Source organism: Nocardia pseudobrasiliensis NBRC 108224, assembly GCF_001613105.1.
GTDB lineage: Bacteria > Actinomycetota > Actinomycetes > Mycobacteriales > Mycobacteriaceae > Nocardia > Nocardia pseudobrasiliensis.
Genome location: NZ_BDBS01000004.1, coordinates 135,931 through 154,513, shown reverse-complemented (window position 1 = coordinate 154,513; position 18,583 = coordinate 135,931). Strand labels below are relative to the sequence as shown.

The following is an 18,583-nucleotide window of genomic DNA, read 5'->3' as shown; positions in this document are numbered from 1 at the left end:
TCGTGGCCGACGAATCCCGTTGGGATACCGAGGCTTCGGAGACCGCGGCCGAATCCGTCTACCACTTCCCGGTGGAGGTGGAGGTGGTCGGCGAACTGGGCGAAGACCAGCTGCGGCAGGTCGCCAAGTACGTCTTCGACCAATTGCACACCACATTGCGCAGCCGCGGCTGATCGCGGCACGGCTGGTCCAGGTTCACGACAGCGAGAGGAGGACAGGACATGCCACCGGAAACCACGGGCAGCACCGTCATTCCCGTCAAGGTGCGGATCATCGGTACTCCCTCCGCCGCGGACCTGGACAAGCTCGGCGCCTCGGTGACCCGTGCGGTCGGCAAGCAACTACGCGCCGCGAATTCGGCAGGGAACCAGGCGAATACCTCGATGGTCGATGCGTCGCAGGAGATTCGCCGACGGCTCGCGGGAGTGGAGCATGACCTGGCGACGGGCGTCGGGGTGCGTTCCCCGGCCGCCGTCGCCGACCTCGAGGCCGACAAGCGCCGGTTGCTCGAGGCGCTCACGGATGCGCTCACGACGCGGCTGGAAGATATTCGGGCGCAACTGAAGTCCGGTATCGGCGTGCGCTCGGAGAAGGTCTGGGCGGAGCTGGCCGCGGACGAGCGCCGATATGCCGGTGAGTTGGCCGCGGCGCAACTGCTCGCGCAGCAGGCCGGGGCGCTGCGGCCGACCCCCGAACTTCCGATCAACTGGCTGCTCGGTAGCCAGGAGCGCGGCCTGAGCGGGGAAAGGATGGTCCGCCAACGGTATTACCCGGAGTCGACCGTTCTGCCGGAGAACTTCGAGGGCATCGACCTGGTCCAGGGCGGGACGCGCACGCCGCTGTCGGGAACCACGATCTACCGCAAAAAGCCGACACCGATGACCTCGGACAGTTTCCGGATCGAGGGTGGCACGGCGATCCAGGTCAAGACCTTGCAGAACAGCAGCGATGCGTATCAGAAGCCCAATGCCGTCAGGAAGGTCCTGAACGAGTATGTCGAGCAGCTTTTCAATTTCGAACGTGAGATCTCGCTGAACGAGCGGCGTGGTGCGGAGGTCTACCACGCAGAGCACAGCGGCGAGGTGGACCGCAAAATCCTGCACGTCGAGCTCGACAGCGAACCGACAGCGACGCAGCTGGTCGATCTGGAGAAGATTCGGGAAAGCTGTGAGCACAACGGTATCGAGTTCATCTACCACACACCCAAGGAACCGCCTTCGCTGGCGGTGCCGGGCATCACCGGTCTCGCTCTCGGCGCGGCGGGCGCGATCGGACGTGAGTCCCGGCGCGCGGAACAGCGGTCCGAACAGGGATATGCCCCGGTCGGCCAGGCCGCCTACGCCGAGGCCCCCTGGTACGAACAACTCGGCAGCTTCTTCCGCCTCGACTGGTTCGAAGCCGATGTGCGCGCGCCCGAGGCCGCCGACCTCCCGCGCTGGCGTGCCAACGTCCGGCGGCACGCGGATGCCAAGAAGATCGGCGACACATTGCCCTTCGCCTGGCAGACCCGCGACCGAACCCGCCCGGGCGATCACACCGTCGATGTCGTCGTGCGCTACCGCAAGGGGCCCGACGGCCGCTGGCTCGTCGAATCCGTGGGCGACGCTCCGGACGGTTTCACCGCACCGGATCTCAATCGCGTTGTCGACGGGAATGTCAGCGACCTCGATGTCGCAATCATGCTGAAGATCGGAGGAGCGTAGTGACATCGACGATTTCGGTCACCTTCTCCGGTCCGTCGACGCTGGACGATCCGCAGGCGGTGGAGACCACCGTTCGCGGCGCGATCTCCCAGGCGGTGCTGTCGTGCCAGGACGAGGGTATGTCGCGCGACCCGGGCCATCCGGCGACGCTGGCCGAACTCGCGGCCGGGGGACTGCCCCGCGAGCGCGAGATGCTGGTGCTCGGGGACATTCTGCGGATCGGGCCGACCGCGACCAGTCCGGTCCTGAGCATCGGCCACGACGTGCCGCAGTGGGTGAAGGCGGGCGGCTATCTCGAGGTCGAGACCGGTGATCCGGTGCGGGCGGTGAACTGGGGCCGATATCTGTTCGGCGAGCGCGGCTTCGCGGTCCTGACCTCGGCCGAGCATCCCGGGCGGCTGATCGTGCGAGCGCTGACGACGCCGTTGCGCGCCAAGGACTTCGGCGGCTTCGTACCCGCGGTGAGCCATGAGCCGGGGCATGCGGGCGCCGCCGCGACCGCACCGGCCAGCGGTGCGACGCTGCTCACCGACGCGAGCCTGCAACCTCTGCTCGTGTCCACCGCCGAGGGGGTTCGGTTGTATCGCCGGTACTCCGCGCAGGGGCCGGGCGATTGGGCGGGGGAGAACATCGAGCGCGGTCTGACCCGGGCCGGTAATGCGGGAGCGCTGAATCCTGCCGATGTGCAGGAGGTGCTGCGCGCGGTTACCAGTGAGCACGCCGACGACGCGAGTATCGCGCATCTGCTTGTGGCACTGGACCGTTCGCTGTTCGCCGCGATGGGCGTGGCCGATCGCCGCCGCTATCTGCTGGCGTTGCTGCGCATGGCAGAGCGGGCGGCCTCCGGGGTGGACGGCGAGCAACTCGCCACGGCGATGGTCGAATTGATCGCCTCGTGCCACTCCGCGTCCGAACTGCGGGCCCTGCTCGAACCGCTGGCCGCCGACGGATCGCTACTGAAGCTGTTCAGTCAGTTCGACAAGCCCACCTTCCGCCTGTTGCTGGCGGTGGGCGAACATCTGAAGGCGGATCCGGTGGATACCGGCGAGCTCATGGACATGCTCGTATACCAGCTGAAACACCCGATGTCGGCGCTGGAGGTCATCGAATTCGTCGGCACCGCCTACGACTGGCTGCGCGGCACCGTGAGCAGTCTCGGCGATCTGCCGCTGCTGCCGGTGGAACTCGGCGGGAGTCTGCCCAAACTCTACGAACTCTACGTACTGGTCTGCCGCGCAACGGGAATCGTGCCGGTGCCCATACCCGGCGTGATCGCCGTGGCCGGGCCGTCCGATCCGGAAGCGCTGGCCAAGGTGCGCGCGCTGCTGGCCAGTGCGGGAACCACCGGGCGCACGGCGCTGGCCGGGCTGAAGTTCATCGAGGCCATGGCGGGTGTGCCCGGCGAGATCGGCAGCGCGCTGGCCCGCCGGTGCGCCTACGTGGTGCTGCTCGAGATCCTGGCCGCGTTCGTGACGGCCGTGCCCGAGCTGAAGGCGGCCGAACTCGCCGAACGCATTGCCGCACAGGCGCGTTTGTTCGAGGCGCTGGCGGCGTCGATGAAGTTGAAGGAGGCCGGTGAGGTCGGGCGGCTCATGTGGCTGCTGCCCAAATCCTCCGCCGACGATGTGCTGCGACTGCTGGCGAAGGCGCCCAAGCGAGCCCGGACGCTGACGCGCTATCTCAGTGCCAGCGCCGAGGCCGAGGAGTCCGGCAAGCGGCTGCTGACCGCGCTGCGGATCGCCCGGACAATGGAGGAAACCCTCGGTCCCGCAAGCGAACTCGCCGAGGACCTGCTGCGCGGCGCGCACCGGATCATCGAATCCGTCTCGGCGGCGCCCGCCTGGTCGGGCGATGCCGTGCAGGCGGTGCTGCGGCAGGTGCCTGAGGCCGAACTGGCGGATCTGCTGCGCATCGCCGGGCGACTCACGGTCGATCAGTGCGCCGCGTTCTCACCCGCCGAATTCGCGCGGGTGGCGCGGGCGCACCGCGCGCTGGAATTCGTCGTCGAGGCGGGCGCGCACGCGCTCGCGCCGACGGCACGGGCCTTCGGCACCAACACCTCTCGCTACGAGCACTTCCTGGCCCGGGTGGCCGCGGCGCGCCGGCGACTGGGCGCGCAGGAGTATCACGAACTGCTCGAGCGGTTGGCGGCGGGCAGCACCGAGGGTTTCGACGATTCGGACTGGCTGTCGGAGATCACCGGCTCAGTGGAGAAGACGTTGAGTTCGACCGCGCGGCCGACGATTCCGGCCTCGGCGCTGGGCGATATCGGCGTCATCTCGAGTAAGGACGGCTTCCGCCGCGCGGTGGCGCGCGTCCTGCGCGACGATCCGGGCCATCCCCTGCGATTCCTGCTGGACGAGAACGGATCCCTGCGCTCGACGACGGGGGATTTCGCGCACTGGTTGGAGAATCCCGAGATCACCGAGGCCGGACATCTGACCAGCGCCAAATCGCTCGGCGAGGCGGGCGGGGATCAGCTGGTGGTGATGTCGACCTACCGAAACCGCCTCGCCAGCAGCACGATCGAACATCCGTCCCGGGGCGGGTTCATGAGTATCGACACCGCACTCGAGATCCGGGGCATCCCGGTGGATCCGGAGACCGTCGTGGACTGGGTGTCCAAGGGGCTGCTCGATCCGCTGGAATTCGATCGCGCCCGCCGAGTGCGCTATCGGCCGGTATCCGAGCAGCCGCTGCCCGCCTCGGTGCGGGTCGAGGAGCCCCTGATTCGTATCCATACCGACGAACTCCCGATCGAGGAGATCGAGGAGTCCGGTGAATCACTGCGACAACTGCGGAAGGAGCCGGACAAGTGACGGCGCAACCAGTACTGATCGGTCCGGTGCCGCTGCTGTATGTGCAGAGCGTCTCGATGACCGAGGGATATCAGATCCAGCGCATCGCCGACAGCAAGTTCTCCCAGGCGATCGCGCCCACCCGCAAGGCCATCGCGATCGAGGCCATGCTGCTGGGTCCGGATCGGCTCGTGACCAAGAAGGCGCTCGAGGTTTTGGCCCTGAATTCGCGGCTGCTGGTCGCCGCGACCGCGACCACCCTGGCGGTGACCGGGATTCCGGTCGTATGCGGCCTGACCATCAGCCTGGATATGCAGATCACCGATCTGCGCTTCACCCAGAGCGTGCAGAAGCGGGACGCGATCGATGTGTCCATCAGCCTCGAGCACGTCCCGCGCGGCACCGCCAGCGCGTTGGCCGGTGAGATCGCCGATCTCGCGCTGGCCGCGGGCAGCGCCGTATTCGGCGGCGCCGCGACCCCGGCAGCCGTACCCGCCGTCCCGTCGGTGCCGCTGTGAACCGCACCGTCCACGTCGACCACTTCGTGAGGCCCGCCCGATGACCACGACACCGCATCATCCATATCTACGCATCCCGATCGACGCCGATCAGGGTTTCCCGCAGGCGCTGCGGATCTCGCTGGGCCAGCGCATCTATGTGCTGTCGGCGCATGTGAACGTCACCGACGAGGAGCTGCTGCGCGCGACGACGCCGTTGCGGCTGCCGTGCCCGGGCGCGTTCCTGGCGCTGGAGGTGTCGGCCGAGGAGACCACCGGAACCCGAGTCCTGTTCCGGCGCAAGGTCGTTCCGGATCTGGAATATGAGGCTCAGGAGCTGGCGCTGCTGTTCACCGATCTGTCGGTGGATCCGCGCAATATCAACGGGTCCGGCGCGTACGGCTCGTCCGTGGTGGGAGGGGTGGCGCTGCGATGGGCTTCGTGATCTGGTACCAGCTTCGATTCCGCACCGACCCCGACGCGACACCGTTCCTGCGGGCCTCCAACGATCTGCTGGGCGGCGGGGTTCTGGTGGACGCCGCGGTCGAGACCAAGGCGACCCTGGGCCCGCATCCCTCCACCTTCGACATCACCCTGTGGGATCTGCCACTGGACGAGGCGAAGGATCTGGCCGAACGCACCCGCACCCGATCCGGTTCGGACACACCGATTCTGGTGGAGATCCAGCTCGGCTACTTCGATCAGCCCTCGACCCGGCGGGCGACGGTCATGCTGGGCGCGATCACCGAGACCCGCAACGAGGTCGCCGCCGACGGGAGCCTGCTGACCCGGATCAAGGGGCTCGAGCGGGCGGGATATCTGCTGCGACGGCAGGACTATCCGTATCACAAACCGGGGGAGTCGACCTTCGAGGAGATTCTGGCCGATCTCGAACGCCGGACGAGGGTGACCATCGGCCGCCAGGGCGTCACCGGATCCGATCGCGATCTGACCATCGCCGCGGGCACCGCGCTCAGCGCCCTGGGCGATCTGGCGACCCGGGCGGGCGTGCCACTGGCGGTGCGGGCCGGGAGGGCGGTGCTCGGCACGCTCGGAGATCCGCTGCCGGGCGCGCGGTTCACCGCGGCGGAGAACATCATCGGAAAACGCCGCTGGGACAGCGGATCTCCGGATCTGCAGGCCGCGTCGGGTACCACCACCCGCTACGAGCTGAGCGTACTCGGCGATCCGATATTGCAGATCGGCGCTCGGGTCCTGCTGGAGGACAACGAGTCCCATGATCTGCGCATCGAATCGGTGCAGCATCGGTTCAGCCTGCGCAGCGGATACACCTGCGAGGTCACGCTGCTCGACGTCGACGCGGCGCATCGGCCCAACGCCGTGGACGGCGCGCACGCGGTCGCCGACGACTTCCAGTCCATGACCCGCTCCCTGCTCGCCGACCATCCGACCGTGGACATCGGGGACGTCGCCACCTACAACAGGGCGGGCGCGGGCGACAACGGCGGTCACCGCGCCACCCTGAACTACGGTCAGCGACGCGCGGCCTCGAGCGTCGACGATCCCGTGGACAACCGGCTGGTGCTGCACGACAAGCCGATGGCTTCCGTATTCGCCTGGGATCGAACGGGATTGATGGTGCCGGTGTATCCGGGCATGCGGGCGCTGCTGCTGCACAACGGCGGTGAGGTCAGCGACGCGGTCGCGGGCGGATTCCTCTGGTCGCGCCACGCCGATCACCGCCCGCCCGCCAACGAGCCGGGCGACTACTGGCTGTGCCTGCCGACCGGCGTCTCCGATGGGCGGCCCGCGGGCAAGGGCGTGAACGATCTGACCGACGCCACCGGCCACCGGGTGTTGCAGGCGGTCGGCCTCGGCATCGAGGTCGGCACGGACACGCTGCCCGAGGTCGGTGCGCGACCGACGCCCCCGGCCGGTGAGACGCTGATCATCAAGCACGCCAGGGGAACCACGGTGACCATCGCCGAGGACGGCTCGGTCTCGGTCACCACCGACGGCAAGGATGTGACCCTCGGCAACGGGCAGGCCTCGATCGCGCTGAGCGGCGGCACGATCACCATGACCGCCGACACCGTCAAACTCGCCGCCTCCTCGGTGGAGGTGGGGTGATGGCACAGGTACTCGTCGTCGGCGCGGTGATGACGTGCTCACATGCGCCCATTCACGTCACCGGCAGCACGGTGCTGAAGGTGGCAGGTCAACCCGTGCTGGTCGAATCGGATTTCACCACCGCCGTATTCGACTGTGCCGCACCGTCTCCGGGCCCGTGCAAGAAGCTCGGGCCGATCACCGCGGGCCTGTCCACCGTGCTCAGGGTCGGGGGCAAAGCGGTCGTGCTGAGCAGTGCCGTCGCGGTGACCCTCGGGTCGGGTACGAGCGGCAAGCTCACCGTCACCGATCCCGGCCAGACGATTCTCGACGCGAAGTGAGAGCGACCATGAATACACCGAACAACACCGGAATCCGGCTGGAGAAGGGCGATCTCGTCATCGAGAACGGAGCGATCGCCACCCGTTCCGGACTTCCCAATCTGGCGCAGGACCTGCAGATCCGGCTGCTGACCCCGCTGGGCGGGGACCGCTACGACATCCGCTACGGACTGGACTACGAATCCGTGTTCACCACCCCGGTGAGCGCGCACGAGATGCGGGATCTGCTGCGCCTGAACATCGTTCGCACCCTGTCCGGCGACTCGCGGGTACAGGAGATCCGCGACATCCAGGTCAGCGATCCGGGGATCGACCCGCGCCACCGGGTGTGGCAGGTCGTGGTGTCGATCATCACCAGCGACGGCGTCCCGGCCGTGCTGACGACCACCGTAGGAGCACCGGCATGACGCAATACGGCGTGACCGAGGACGGTTTCGTCCTCAAGGGTTTGACCGAGATACTGGCCTCGGCGCGACAGCGCGCCCTGGACGCGTTCGGGCCCGATATCGATCTGTCCGGCACCAGCGTGCTGACGAAACTGCTGCAGGCGACCTGTGACGAGGACGCCATGCTGTGGCAGCGCCTCGAGGACGTGTACTACAGCCAGTTCGCCTCCACCGCCTCCGGCGCGGATCTGGATCTGCTCGGACAGGACATCGGGCTGTCGCGCAACTATCTGTTCTCCGAGGGCCAGGCCGAGCTGACGATCGCGAATGCCGTTGCGGGGCGGACGTATACGCTGCCCGCGGGCACGGTGGTACTGGATCAGTCCTCGCCGGTGAATGCCTACTACACCACGGCCGCGGTGCGCCTGACCGCTCAGGCGCCGAAGGCGACCGTGCTGGTGCGCGCCTTCGTGGCGGGGTGGGAGGGCGATATCGCCCCGAACACCCTGGCGCAGGTGGATCCCGATTACCTTCGGGTGCAACTGAACTACCCCGACACCATCACCATCGCCGCGGTCAATCCGGCCGCCTTCACCGGTGGTGAGAAGCAGGAGACCGACACCTCCTACCGAGCCCGCCAACTCGGCTTCCCGCGCGATATGTGGACTTTGCAGAGCGTGCGCGCGGCGGCGCTCGGTGTGCGCGGCGTTCTCGATGTGCTGCTGTCGGATTCGCTCGGCGGCGTGGATGTCACGCAGAGCTTTTTCGGTCAGTTCGCCTTCAACGAGCGCGCCTTCAGCGGTGAGCGCGAGTTCGGCGAGCCCTATTTCTTCGATGTCGTCGTGGCGCACGAATTCGCCCGCCCTTGGCGCACAACCGGTTCCGTGACCGGGATCTACGAGCAGGTGAAGGCCGAGGTCGATCGGGTGCGCCCGGTGGGCATCCATCCCAACATCATCGAGGCCAACCACATCGAGATCGGCTTGCGGGCCACGGTCGTGATCGAGCGCGGCCAGGACGCCAACTCGCTGCGCGCCGCACTGCTGGATCGCCTGTCGCAGAGTCTGGGTGTGCTGCGGCTGGGCGCGGATGTGCTGTATTCGCAGGTGATGTGCGTGCTGGCCGAACAGCCGGGCGTCGTGGACGTCAAAGATCTACGGCTGCGCCGATTCCCGCCCGCACTGGGCCGAATCACATTCGGCGGTGAGCTGTTCGGCATCGATCCGATCGAGGCCGCGGTGGGGGAGAGTCTCGCGCTCGCGCCGACCGAGATCGCGCTGTTCCGGCAGGACAGCGGCCTGATCGATATGCAGGTGGTGAGCAGATGAGCGACATCGACCTGTATCCGGCCGCGCTGGATCGGATGGCGGGCACCCTCACCCCACCGTTCGCGGCCGGGGCCGATCGCCTGGACCTGCGCTTCGCCAGTGGCGAGGGGCAATCCTCCGCGCCGTTCCTGCCCTACGATTTCGCCGAGCATCGGGCCCGGTACGGCACCGATCCGCGGATCCGCTACATCGTGCGGATCCTGCGGCCCGTGGTCGACGATCTGTCGCTGCAGATCGCCTACACCGCGCCCGGCTCCACGAAAACCGTTGTGACCATGGCGATTCCGGCGGGTACGCCGGAGGGCTCGTCGCTGATCGTCCCGCTGGGCGTCGACGCCGCCACGGCGGTGCTGAAATCCGCGACCGTGGCGGGGCCGTCGAGCCAGACCACACCCGCGGTGCAGTACACCTTCGGATTCACCGCCCTGCTCGGCGATCTCGCCGCGCTGCTGTGGGTGCTCGGCGGCGACCGCGATGTGATCGCGTCCCAGTTGGGTCGGGTGCGACATCAGAGCGCGGTGGCCTCGGCCAGCGGGCTGTCACTGGATCTGATCGGTTCCGATCTGAGCATCCCGCGATTTCCCCCACTGCCCTACGGCTTCTCCGACGACACGATCGCGCTGTATCACCTACAGGACGACGCCACGAGTACCGCGGTCGTCGACTCGACGGCCCTCTACACCGGCGCGGGACATCCCGGACGACGCGCGGCGTCGGTGGTCACCGGCGTCGACGGCCGGTTCGGGGCCGGGATGCGCTTCGACGGCACGGGCGATATCCGGGTCGATGATCACAGCGACTTCGCGGTGCCGGACAAAATGGGCTTCACCGCCGAATGTTTCGTACGCCCGGCGGCGGGTGTGGGAACCGGGGCGGTGCTGTCCAAACATGCCGATCTCGATCCGGCGACCCCCGGGTGGAGTCTGCACATCGGGACCTTCCGCGGGCTGGAACGCAATGTGCTGCTGCTGCTGTCGGACGGTACGAGCACGGGTCGGCTCTCGCTCTACGCCGATGTCTCCCTCGACGTGGACCGCTTCCACCACCTCGCCGCAGTCCTGGATCGGGATCGGCGGGTGGCGCGGCTGTACGTCGACGGCGTGCTGCGCGCCACGGCCGCGGCGAATCTCGGCGCGCTGACCAATACCGCGCAGCTGTGCATCGGCTACTCCGGCGCGGCGAATTTCAGCGGGCCGTTCTCCGGCACGATCGACGAGGTCCGGATCTCGCGGCGCGCGCTGACCTCGTTCGCGCCCGTACTCGGCGAGGACGATGCGAACTACCGGCGGCGGCTGGCCGTATTCCAGCGCTGGAATCTCCCGACACCCGCCAATATCACCGACCGGCTGAACGAGGTCGTGGGCCGGATCAACGGGTATTCGCGTCCGATCGCGGTGTCGGATGCGTTCGATCGCTCGCCGATCGGCCTGCACACCATGACGATTCGCCCGAGGAGCCTCGGCCCCGGGGAGTCCATCGATGCGCGGGGCCGCCGGACCAGCTCCCAGGCCCAGGTCTGCGGCACCGTCGCCGACGACCGTTTCGATGCCCGCTGGCTGGTCACCTATCAGCCGTCGGTGCTGATCACCATGGACGACGCCGGACGCATCCGCCAGCCGCTGCGCGCTCCGCTCGACACGCTGATTCAATTGCTGCTCGACGACGGCGGCGTGTATTTCCCCGACCTGCACATCGGCGCGTTCGATCCCAACGCCGGTGATCTGCGCGCGGTCGGGCGGGCCGTGGTCTTCCGGTGCCCGGCGGCCGTTCGCGCCCGGGTGGCCGCGCTCGTGCATCGCGCCGGATTCTCCTGGGTGCGCCATCGCGCCGACACCGGCGAGATCTACGCCGCGATGGCCGACACCTCGGCGCTGCAGATCATCGGGCCCACCGGTGAGTGGTACGACAAGGACACGGCGTCGAATCGGACGTATCCGCTGTCGCTGGCCCCCGTTCCGCCCAGGGAGGCGGAGGTGCGCTGGACCGTGCTGCAGGCAGGACCGGGGCGGGCGCGGCTGGCCATCGATCCGGTCGCGAACACCGCTCAGCTCACCGCTTCGGCCCCCGGTGAGGTCACCGTGAAAGTCGAAGTGCGTCTGGGCGGTTCGAGCTACAGCGCGATGCGGCGGTTCACCATCGGAACCAGCGGTGTCGAGGCGGGCATCTCGATCGGCTCCGACGGCGCCTACGGTGTGTCCGAATCCGTCGCGGGCACACCGGACGACAGTGCCTACTCGCCGGATTACCTTGTCGCGGTCTCGGATCCGGTGCTGACGGTCGCGGTGCCCGGCTCGAATCGCTTCCAGGGGCCGGTCGCCACCCGCCTCGGACGTCTGCTGGCGATTCTCGCCCGGATGCCCCGGGTCGCACCGAACACTGTCGAACCGATTCGCCTGGTGTCCGGCTGGACGCCGGGCGGGGCCGGACTCGACGGTGTTGGTCGGGCATTCACCCTCGACGGTGGCGCTCGCGGGCTCAGCCCGGCGAGTATCGCGGCGATCGCGCAGAGTGTCGGATTCGATTATGTGCGCAATACCGGCACGACCGTGCGAATCGCTCATCACGGGCGGCGCAATATCGCGCTCGACGGTCCGAAATACGTCGAAGAGGGGTCCGTCACACCGATTGCAATGCTGCGCCACGACAATCCGGTCGGCGGGGTGCTCGCGGGCACGACCGTGGGCGTGGTGAATCAGGGCTCCTCGGCGGTGTCGCTGCTCGATTCGACCACCGGCGCGCTGCTGCGCGACGGCATCGCGGTGGATCCGTTGCCGGTCGGCATCGCGGCGAGTCCGGATGGCAAGCGCGTCTACACCGCCAGTGCAGGCTTCCTCTCGATCACCGCGATCTCGGTGGACGATCGCGCGGTGGTGGCCAACACCCCGCGCACCTTTCTGCCGTCGGCGCCGGTGGCGATCGCGGGTCATCCGACCAAGCCGCTGCTGGTGGTGCTCACGCCGGGGTGGGTGACGACCGTCGACGCCAACACCCTGGCGCTGGTGAAGCAGTGGGTGATACCGAATTCGGCGTCGGGCCGGGCGTTGGCGCTGGATGCCGCCGGTGCCGTCGCGTGGGTCGCCTGTGACGACAAGACGCTGCGCGGCGTCGATATCGCCTCGGGCGCTTGGACTTCCGCGGTGACGCTGCCCGATGTTCCGATGGCCATCTCCGCGAGCAGCACCGTCATCTGCGTGACCGGTCCGAAGACGCTGTGGGTATTCGACGCGGGCACTCGCGCGCTTGCATCGACCTATTCAGGACTCGGTCCCTATCCGAATCGGGTGCGCGTGGACGAGGGCGGGGGGTATGTGTACATCGGGGAGTCGATCTCCAATCGAATCACCCGCCTGAAGGTGCTGGGCAGCAACAGTTTCGAGGTCGCCACCAGTACACCGCCCGGAATTCCGGTGGCGCTGATGCCATTCGGCGGCCCGGTCCTCGCCGTGCTGAGCGGCGATCTGGGCAACAGTCGCGGCGATGCGGTCGTGACCGTGGCCGGTCCCACCAGATCCGGTCCGACCCTGCCGATCACCGCGGTATGGCCGCTGGCTCCGGCCGGTGGGCGGCGGCTGGTGTGGTCGCAGGTGAACGCCGACGAGGCCGTCGCCGCCCTGGACGGATCGACCGGTGAGCTCGCCGAGCTCACCGCCAGACTGGCCGGGACCGTACAGGTGCGGGTGCGTGCCCCGGCAACGGCCAACGCGCCCTATGTCGTCCGGGTCGGATTGATTCAGGAATTGCTCGACCTCGAGCGGGCCGGGCAGAAGATCCGCATCCGCCGCGATCAATACGAGCGACTGATGAACGTGCTCAACGAATTACACCCGATCGGGGTGGAATTCCAGACCGGCGAGATTCGCGCGCGCGTGCCCGAACTGCAGACCGGCGATCTGACGGCCTTCCCGGCCTACACCTATCCCACCTACCGATTGCGCGGGCAGCAGCTCGCGCGTCCCCTCCGAAAGGACTGACCCATGGGCCTTTTCACCCGCACCTTCAGCCACAAGAAATGGGTCGACGCGGTCGACCGGGTCACCGCGGGCGGTGACAACGGATTCAACGTCCGATTCCAGGCGCTGGAGGTCGATCTCGACAACATCAGCGCCGCGTTCAATACCGTCGCCTCGGGCCTGCCCCGGCAGGTGACGCTCAATCTGGTGCCGAATCTGACCCAGGCGGGCACCAATGGATGGACGCATGCACTGGGCACCGCCAGCAAGGGCGCCACGAAGGGCGATGCGGCCGGTATCCAGCCGGTAGCGCTGCCGGGGACCGGCACGATCAAATCCTTCCGCGCACTGGCCGCCAATACCGGCAACGGCACCCTGCGGCTCGAATTGTGGCGTCAGGAAATGACCACGTCGTATCAGTCGACGGTGGCGAAGATCGTGGCGCAGAAGACCACTCCGGGCCAGACGCTCGATCAGACGCTGCCGCCCAACGCGGGGACCGAGGGTCTGGACCCGAAGTACACCTATTTCATCTCGGCGCGGCTGGACAGCGGTGATCAGAACGACACGGTCGCCATCTACGGCTTCCAGATCGTCTGCGTGACCAATTAGTCGATCCGATATCGAAGAAAAGGAAACAGTAATGCCGAATCTCAATCCCCATGGGCGACTGGTCGTCCCCTATATCGCGGGTGATCAGGGCATCGGGCGTCCGTTGCCCCAGCCGACCGTGATCTGGACCAGCCCGAATATCCGCCTGGTGACCAAGGATCAGAAGGCGGCCTTCCTGAAGCCCGAATACTGGGACGATCCGACCGTGCCGCCCTGGGACGGAAAGGTATTCCTCGGCACGGCCTACTACCTGTTGGTCCGGGTGCTCAACCGGGGTGATTTCTCGACGGAGCCGCACGATGTCCCGATGCCACTGAAGGGCATTTCGATGGAGGGCTGGGTGTCGAATTTCGCCGCCGGTTCCATCGGGCCGGTCAGTCAGATCGAATCGCCGCCGGATCCGGACAACAACGGCGACAGCGCGTTCAGCGGTTACAACGACGGCGTCGTGCCGCCCAACGGGCAGCTCGTGGTGGCCAGCAGCGGATTCTGGGTGCCGCAGGAGGGCAATATCCAGAAGTACAACAACGGGCATGTCTGCATCGGCGTGAACGTCTACTCCGAGGGCGGCGACCCCATCGGCGGCGGCGGTGGCGTGATCCACGTGACCGCCGAGGGCGAGGGCGACACCTATCCCGCCGATGGCAAGCAGCTGCTCGCCCGGCCGGTCACCACCCGCCTGGATATGCTCGACAACACCCACCATGCCCAGCGCAACATCATGATCACACCGAAACCGCTGGGGGCCAAGCTGGTTCGCAAGGTCCTCGTCGAGGTCCCGGCCACCGACCGCTGCCCGCTGGAGGCGGAGGTCGCGCTGCGTCCGGCCGCCGTGGCGCAGGGATCGCCGGAGCTGGTGCGGGCCGCCGCCGCGGCCGGGCTGAATCATCACCACTGCCCGCCGGATCCGCTGGAGAACGTCAGCATCGACGACAACGGCGATCCGAGCCACGAGGTCGGGGTCTACCTGAAGCCGGGCGAGCAGCGGTGGCTCACCATCACCGTCGATGCCGCCGAAAACGAAAAGCCCGGCGACATCTATGTATTCGATATCGTCACCACCGAGGAGGGCAATCACAAGGTGTACGGCGCGGCGCGCATGTACGTGGCCGTGACGCCCGCAGGCTGAGCGGTGGCGGCTCGCGGTCAGAAGTCTCCGCCGCGCACGGCGGCGTCCATCTGGGCGTAGGCATTGGCCGCGAGCCGTTCCAGCAGGGCCAGTTTCAGATGGGTCGCCTGCTCGGTGAGCTGATCGAATCGGGTCGGGCTCAGGACCGCGACCCGCAGCCGGGTCTCGGCGCGGACCTCGTTGGCGAACGGCTCGCCGATGAGCATGGGGATCTCGCCGAAGGACATGCCCGCCGACAGCGTCACCAGGCGGTGATTGCGTCCGTCGGCACCGTCGAAGCCGATGCGGACCCGGCCCTCGAGGATCAGGTAGAGGCCCGATCGCGGAGCGCCGCGTTCGGCGACGATTTCTCCCCTGGCGATGGTGTGGACCTCGAATTCCTTTGCCAACCGGGAACATTCGTCGGGTTCGAGGGCGGCCAGGGCGGGATGGTCCTCGACGGTCAGCGAGGTGCACGCGGTCGTGTCGGCGGGACGGTACCGGTCCAGCACGATGTTCTCGCACCATTCGGTCGCGCTGTCGCGATCGACGAACACCCGCCCGCGCGGATCGGCGGGATCCAGGCTCGAGACCGTATGTCCGAGTTTGGCTTCGGGATCGACGATGGCCACCTGACAACCGGTGGCGGCCAATTCGGCCTCCAGGCCGTCGATCATGCGCACGGCGATCGCGCTCACCTCGCCGACCCGGTGCAGGTCCACCACCAGCGCGTCGAGTTCGCCCGCCTGCTCCTCGATGATCCGCACGGCCCGTTCCGCGCCCGCGAACAGCAGATCGCCGTGCAGTTCGTAGACGCGGGCCCGATGTCCGTACTCGGTCAGCACCGCGATCTCGTCGGTATTGCGGCGCAGCCGCGACGGGATCTCGGCGACGGTGTACTCCGAGCGGATCGCGGTCTGGGCGGACCGACTGACGTGCAGGAAGTGCAGTTCGAGCCGCTGGGACAGTTCGCGGCAGGCGGCCACGCCGCGCACGCTGTTGCCGTGCGCGTCCAGGCGCGGGGAGTAGACGGCGATGCCGATCTGGCCGGGCAGTACCGCCAGAATGCCGCCGCCGACACCGCTTTTCGCCGGGAGGCCGACCGTGCTGACCCAGTCGCCCGCGGCGTTGTACATCCCGCAGGTGGTCATCACGCTGAGCACCTGTTCGGTCAGCGGGGCCGAGAGCGCGCGGTCGCGGGTGAGCGGGTTCACGCCGTTGTTGGCCAGCGTGGCGGCCATGACCGCGAGATCGCGGCAGGTGACATCGACCGAACACTGGCGGAAGTAGCGGTCGACGGCCTCGTCCGGATCGGAGTCGATGATGCCGAACGAGCGCAGCATGTACCCGATGGCCCGATTGCGATATCCGGTGCGCGCCTCGGAGGCGTAGACGGCCTCGTTCATTGTGAGATCGCGTCCGGCGAAGCGGGAGTAGCAGCGCAGGATGCGGGCGAATCGGTCGGCCGGGTCGCGGCCGTCGATCAGGGCGGCCGCGGTGATGGCCCCGGCGTTGATCATGGGATTGCGCGGGCGTTCGGTGATCGGGTCCAGACTGATCTCGTTGAACGGCTCGCCGGAGGGTTCCACATCGATACGCGCGGCCACGGCGGCCGGGCCGCGGTCGGCCAGCGCCAGGGCGTAGGTGAACGGTTTGGAGATCGACTGGATGGTGAACGCGGTGGTGTCGTCGCCGGTCCCGTAGATCCTGCCGTCGGCGGTCGCCAGGCACAGCGCGAACGAATCCGGTTGCACCGCGGCGAGTTCGGGGATGTAATCGGCCAGCTCACCGGACATTTCCGCCCGGCAGAGTCGATAGACCTCGGCGAGGATCCCGGCCACGACACCGGGTCGGGGAACCGCTGTTACGGGCTGGGCCACGTGATCACTGTATGCGGCGGGGGTACCGCGCGGTCCGCATGGTCGCGCGTGCGGCATCGTATCCGCCCTATAAGTGATTGGGGGATCTGGAGAACTTCGCTCCCGTGATCGAACTCCTGAAGTAGCCGCACCTGGCTTCCTACACGGCGCTGATATTCACCTCTGGACAAACTGTGCGGCTACTCACATACTTGTGGTCGGTATAAGACTCCAGGTAGGTGATCGGTCGTGAGTATGCAGAGTCGGTCGGTTGTCAGGCAGTTCTGGGACGACCACCCCAGGCGTTCGGTCGATACGCTCGGCCGGCAGTTGGCGATGGCGCGTGAGCTGACCGTCGGTGTCGTCCTCGCGATCTTGCGGGGGCGATTCAACTGGCGGGAGTTCGTGCGGCAGTGCGCGTTCATGTCCAGTGTGTCGGCGATTCCCACGATGATCGTGGCGGTCCCGATCGGCGTCGTGGTCTCGCTGCAGGTCAGCATGGTGATCCGGCAGGTGGGCGCCGATTCGTTCGTCGGGGCCGCGGTGAGTATCGGAGTGGTGAAACAGGGTGCGCCGCTGGTCACCTCGATCATGATCGCCGGTGCGGTGGGTTCGGCGATCTGCGCCGATCTCGGATCGCGGACGATACGCGAGGAGATCGACGCCATGCACACCATGGCGGTCGATCCGCTACAGCGATTGGTCGGCCCTCGGCTGGTGGCCGCGACTCTGGTGAGCGTAATGCTCTGCGGTTTCGTGGTTTTCGTCGGTTTCGCGGCCACCTACGGCTTCTTCGTCTACGTGCAGCACGGTACCGCGGGATCGTTCCTGGGGGCCTTCGTCGGCTTCGCGAGTTCCAACGATCTGTTGCTGGCCCTGTTCAAATCCGCGCTGTTCGGATACTTCACCGCGATCATCGCCGGGTACCACGGATTGCACGCCCGCGGCGGGCCCGCGGGCGTGGCCAATGCGGTGAACGCGGCCGTGGTGCAGTCCGCCCTGGTGCTGCTGGGTGCGAACGTGCTCGTCTCACAGATCTACAACACCGTCGTTCCGAACCAGGTGATGTGACCCATGGCTGCTACCTATACACCGGCATTGTTGCGGCCCAAGCGGATTGCCGCCGCTCCCGCCCGTGGCCTCGCCCGCGTCGGGCATCTCGTCTACTTCCTGATCCAGTCCCTGCTGGCGATTCCCGCGACGCTGCGGCACTATTCGCGCGAGGTGTGGCGGTTGGTCTCCGATGTCACCTGGGGCAACGGCACTTTGGTGGCTGGCGGCGGCACGATCGGCGTGATGATCGTGATGTGCGCGTTCGGCGGCATCACGGTCGGCATCGAGGCGTTCGGCAATCTGGATCTGCTCGGACTCGGCCAGGTGACCGGGGCCATTTCGGCGCTCGGGGGCACCCGCGAGATCGCCCCGCTGCTGGCCTCACAGGCCTTCATCGTCCAGGCGGGCTGCCGGTTCACCGCGCAACTGGGCGCGATGCGCATCTCCGAGGAGATCGATGCGCTCGAATCCATCGCCATCCGGCCGATGCGCTACCTGGTGACCACCCGCATCATCGCCGTGGCCCTGGTCGCGGTGCCGCTTTATCTTGCGGCGCTGTCGGTTTCGTATATTTCGACCGAGCTGACGACCACCGTGGTCGGTGATGTCACGCACGGTACCTATCAGCACTACTTCGAGACCTTCCTGCTCTCGACCGATCTGTTCTATTCGGTCGTCAAGGTGGTCGTGCTGGTCGTGTTGTCGGTATTCATCCAGTGCTACTACGGATTCTTCGCCACGGGCGGGCCGGAGGGCGTCGGGGTCGCCGCGGGCCGGGCGATCAGGATGTCGATCATCGTGACGGTGATCGCGAATCTCCTGATGTCGCTGAGCTTCTGGGGAACCGTGGTGGGCGCGGCCCGGATCTCCGGATAGGG

Annotated in this window: 15 protein-coding genes; 14 read left to right on the top strand and 1 reads right to left on the bottom strand. The window is 67.4% G+C overall.

From position 1 onward, the window contains the following. Positions 1–2 precede the first annotated feature (2 nt). From NP4_RS40690 to NP4_RS05515, 12 genes are read left to right on the top strand one after another with little or no spacing between them, the layout of a single operon-like run. A complete protein-coding gene (locus tag NP4_RS40690) occupies positions 3–173 on the top strand; it encodes a hypothetical protein (protein ID WP_156524888.1) in 171 nt (56 codons plus the stop codon). A gap of 48 nt (positions 174–221) precedes the next feature. Continuing rightward, on the top strand, positions 222–1,703 hold the full coding sequence (locus tag NP4_RS05565; RefSeq protein ID WP_067992858.1) for an endonuclease toxin domain-containing protein: 1,482 nt from the start codon (positions 222–224) through the stop codon (positions 1,701–1,703). Next, positions 1,703–4,522 carry a polymorphic toxin type 5 domain-containing protein gene (locus tag NP4_RS05560; RefSeq protein WP_067992855.1) on the top strand — a complete coding sequence of 940 codons (2,820 nt, stop codon included), beginning with the start codon at positions 1,703–1,705 and terminating at the stop codon, positions 4,520–4,522. The genes NP4_RS05565 and NP4_RS05560 overlap by 1 nt, the downstream gene beginning before the upstream one ends. Next, the gene (locus tag NP4_RS05555) at positions 4,519–5,019 is read left to right on the top strand and encodes a hypothetical protein (RefSeq protein ID WP_067992853.1); all 501 of its coding nucleotides are present in this window, start codon (positions 4,519–4,521) and stop codon (positions 5,017–5,019) included. Before NP4_RS05560 ends, NP4_RS05555 begins: the two co-directional genes overlap by 4 nt. A gap of 40 nt (positions 5,020–5,059) precedes the next feature. Continuing rightward, on the top strand, positions 5,060–5,443 hold the full coding sequence (locus NP4_RS05550; protein WP_067992851.1) for a hypothetical protein: 384 nt from the start codon (positions 5,060–5,062) through the stop codon (positions 5,441–5,443). Further along, positions 5,431–7,089 carry a hypothetical protein gene (locus NP4_RS05545; RefSeq protein WP_067992848.1) on the top strand — a complete coding sequence of 553 codons (1,659 nt, stop codon included), beginning with the start codon at positions 5,431–5,433 and terminating at the stop codon, positions 7,087–7,089. The genes NP4_RS05550 and NP4_RS05545 overlap by 13 nt, the downstream gene beginning before the upstream one ends. Then, entirely contained in the window at positions 7,089–7,409 is a 321-nt protein-coding gene (locus NP4_RS05540; protein ID WP_067992846.1) for a hypothetical protein, read from the top strand. The genes NP4_RS05545 and NP4_RS05540 overlap by 1 nt, the downstream gene beginning before the upstream one ends. 8 nt (positions 7,410–7,417) lie before the next feature. Next, the gene (locus tag NP4_RS05535) at positions 7,418–7,816 is read left to right on the top strand and encodes a contractile injection system sheath initiator (RefSeq protein WP_067992843.1); all 399 of its coding nucleotides are present in this window, start codon (positions 7,418–7,420) and stop codon (positions 7,814–7,816) included. Further along, complete coding sequence (locus NP4_RS05530; protein WP_067992841.1) at positions 7,813–9,123, top strand: baseplate J/gp47 family protein; 1,311 nt, start codon at positions 7,813–7,815, stop codon at positions 9,121–9,123. Before NP4_RS05535 ends, NP4_RS05530 begins: the two co-directional genes overlap by 4 nt. Continuing rightward, positions 9,120–13,094, top strand: a complete 3,975-nt coding sequence (locus NP4_RS05525; protein WP_067992838.1) for a LamG-like jellyroll fold domain-containing protein — start codon at positions 9,120–9,122, stop codon at positions 13,092–13,094. The genes NP4_RS05530 and NP4_RS05525 overlap by 4 nt, the downstream gene beginning before the upstream one ends. A gap of 3 nt (positions 13,095–13,097) precedes the next feature. Beyond that, entirely contained in the window at positions 13,098–13,685 is a 588-nt protein-coding gene (locus NP4_RS05520) for a hypothetical protein (protein ID WP_067992834.1), read from the top strand. Between the two features lie 31 nt (positions 13,686–13,716). Then, positions 13,717–14,814, top strand: coding sequence for a hypothetical protein (locus tag NP4_RS05515; protein WP_067992831.1), 1,098 nt, complete (start codon positions 13,717–13,719; stop codon positions 14,812–14,814). 17 nt (positions 14,815–14,831) lie between these two features. Here the strand turns inward: NP4_RS05515 and glsA are convergent, their stop codons facing one another. After that, the gene (glsA, locus tag NP4_RS05510) at positions 14,832–16,589 is read right to left on the bottom strand and encodes a glutaminase A (RefSeq protein WP_067992829.1); all 1,758 of its coding nucleotides are present in this window, start codon (positions 16,587–16,589) and stop codon (positions 14,832–14,834) included. A gap of 318 nt (positions 16,590–16,907) precedes the next feature. Here glsA and NP4_RS05505 point away from each other — a divergent pair, with 318 nt between their 5' ends. Both NP4_RS05505 and NP4_RS05500 read left to right on the top strand, forming a co-directional pair. Further along, a complete protein-coding gene (locus tag NP4_RS05505; protein ID WP_067992826.1) occupies positions 16,908–17,723 on the top strand; it encodes an MlaE family ABC transporter permease in 816 nt (271 codons plus the stop codon). A 3-nt stretch (positions 17,724–17,726) separates the two neighbouring features. Continuing rightward, entirely contained in the window at positions 17,727–18,581 is an 855-nt protein-coding gene (locus NP4_RS05500; RefSeq protein WP_067992823.1) for an ABC transporter permease, read from the top strand. Positions 18,582–18,583: the final 2 nt, after the last annotated feature.

Bases quoted from the DNA above. Each gene is read 5' to 3' on its own strand.
- NP4_RS05565 (WP_067992858.1), top strand. From the start codon at position 222: ATGCCACCGGAAACCACGGGCAGCACCGTCATTCCCGTCAAGGTGCGG.
- NP4_RS05550 (WP_067992851.1), top strand. From the start codon at position 5,060: ATGACCACGACACCGCATCATCCATATCTACGCATCCCGATCGACGCC.
- NP4_RS05545 (WP_067992848.1), top strand. From the start codon at position 5,431: ATGGGCTTCGTGATCTGGTACCAGCTTCGATTCCGCACCGACCCCGAC.
- NP4_RS05540 (WP_067992846.1), top strand. From the start codon at position 7,089: ATGGCACAGGTACTCGTCGTCGGCGCGGTGATGACGTGCTCACATGCG.
- NP4_RS05535 (WP_067992843.1), top strand. From the start codon at position 7,418: ATGAATACACCGAACAACACCGGAATCCGGCTGGAGAAGGGCGATCTC.
- NP4_RS05530 (WP_067992841.1), top strand. From the start codon at position 7,813: ATGACGCAATACGGCGTGACCGAGGACGGTTTCGTCCTCAAGGGTTTG.
- NP4_RS05525 (WP_067992838.1), top strand. From the start codon at position 9,120: ATGAGCGACATCGACCTGTATCCGGCCGCGCTGGATCGGATGGCGGGC.
- NP4_RS05520 (WP_067992834.1), top strand. From the start codon at position 13,098: ATGGGCCTTTTCACCCGCACCTTCAGCCACAAGAAATGGGTCGACGCG.
- NP4_RS05515 (WP_067992831.1), top strand. From the start codon at position 13,717: ATGCCGAATCTCAATCCCCATGGGCGACTGGTCGTCCCCTATATCGCG.
- glsA (WP_067992829.1), bottom strand. From the start codon at position 16,589: ATGTCCGGTGAGCTGGCCGATTACATCCCCGAACTCGCCGCGGTGCAA.
- NP4_RS05505 (WP_067992826.1), top strand. From the start codon at position 16,908: ATGCAGAGTCGGTCGGTTGTCAGGCAGTTCTGGGACGACCACCCCAGG.
- NP4_RS05500 (WP_067992823.1), top strand. From the start codon at position 17,727: ATGGCTGCTACCTATACACCGGCATTGTTGCGGCCCAAGCGGATTGCC.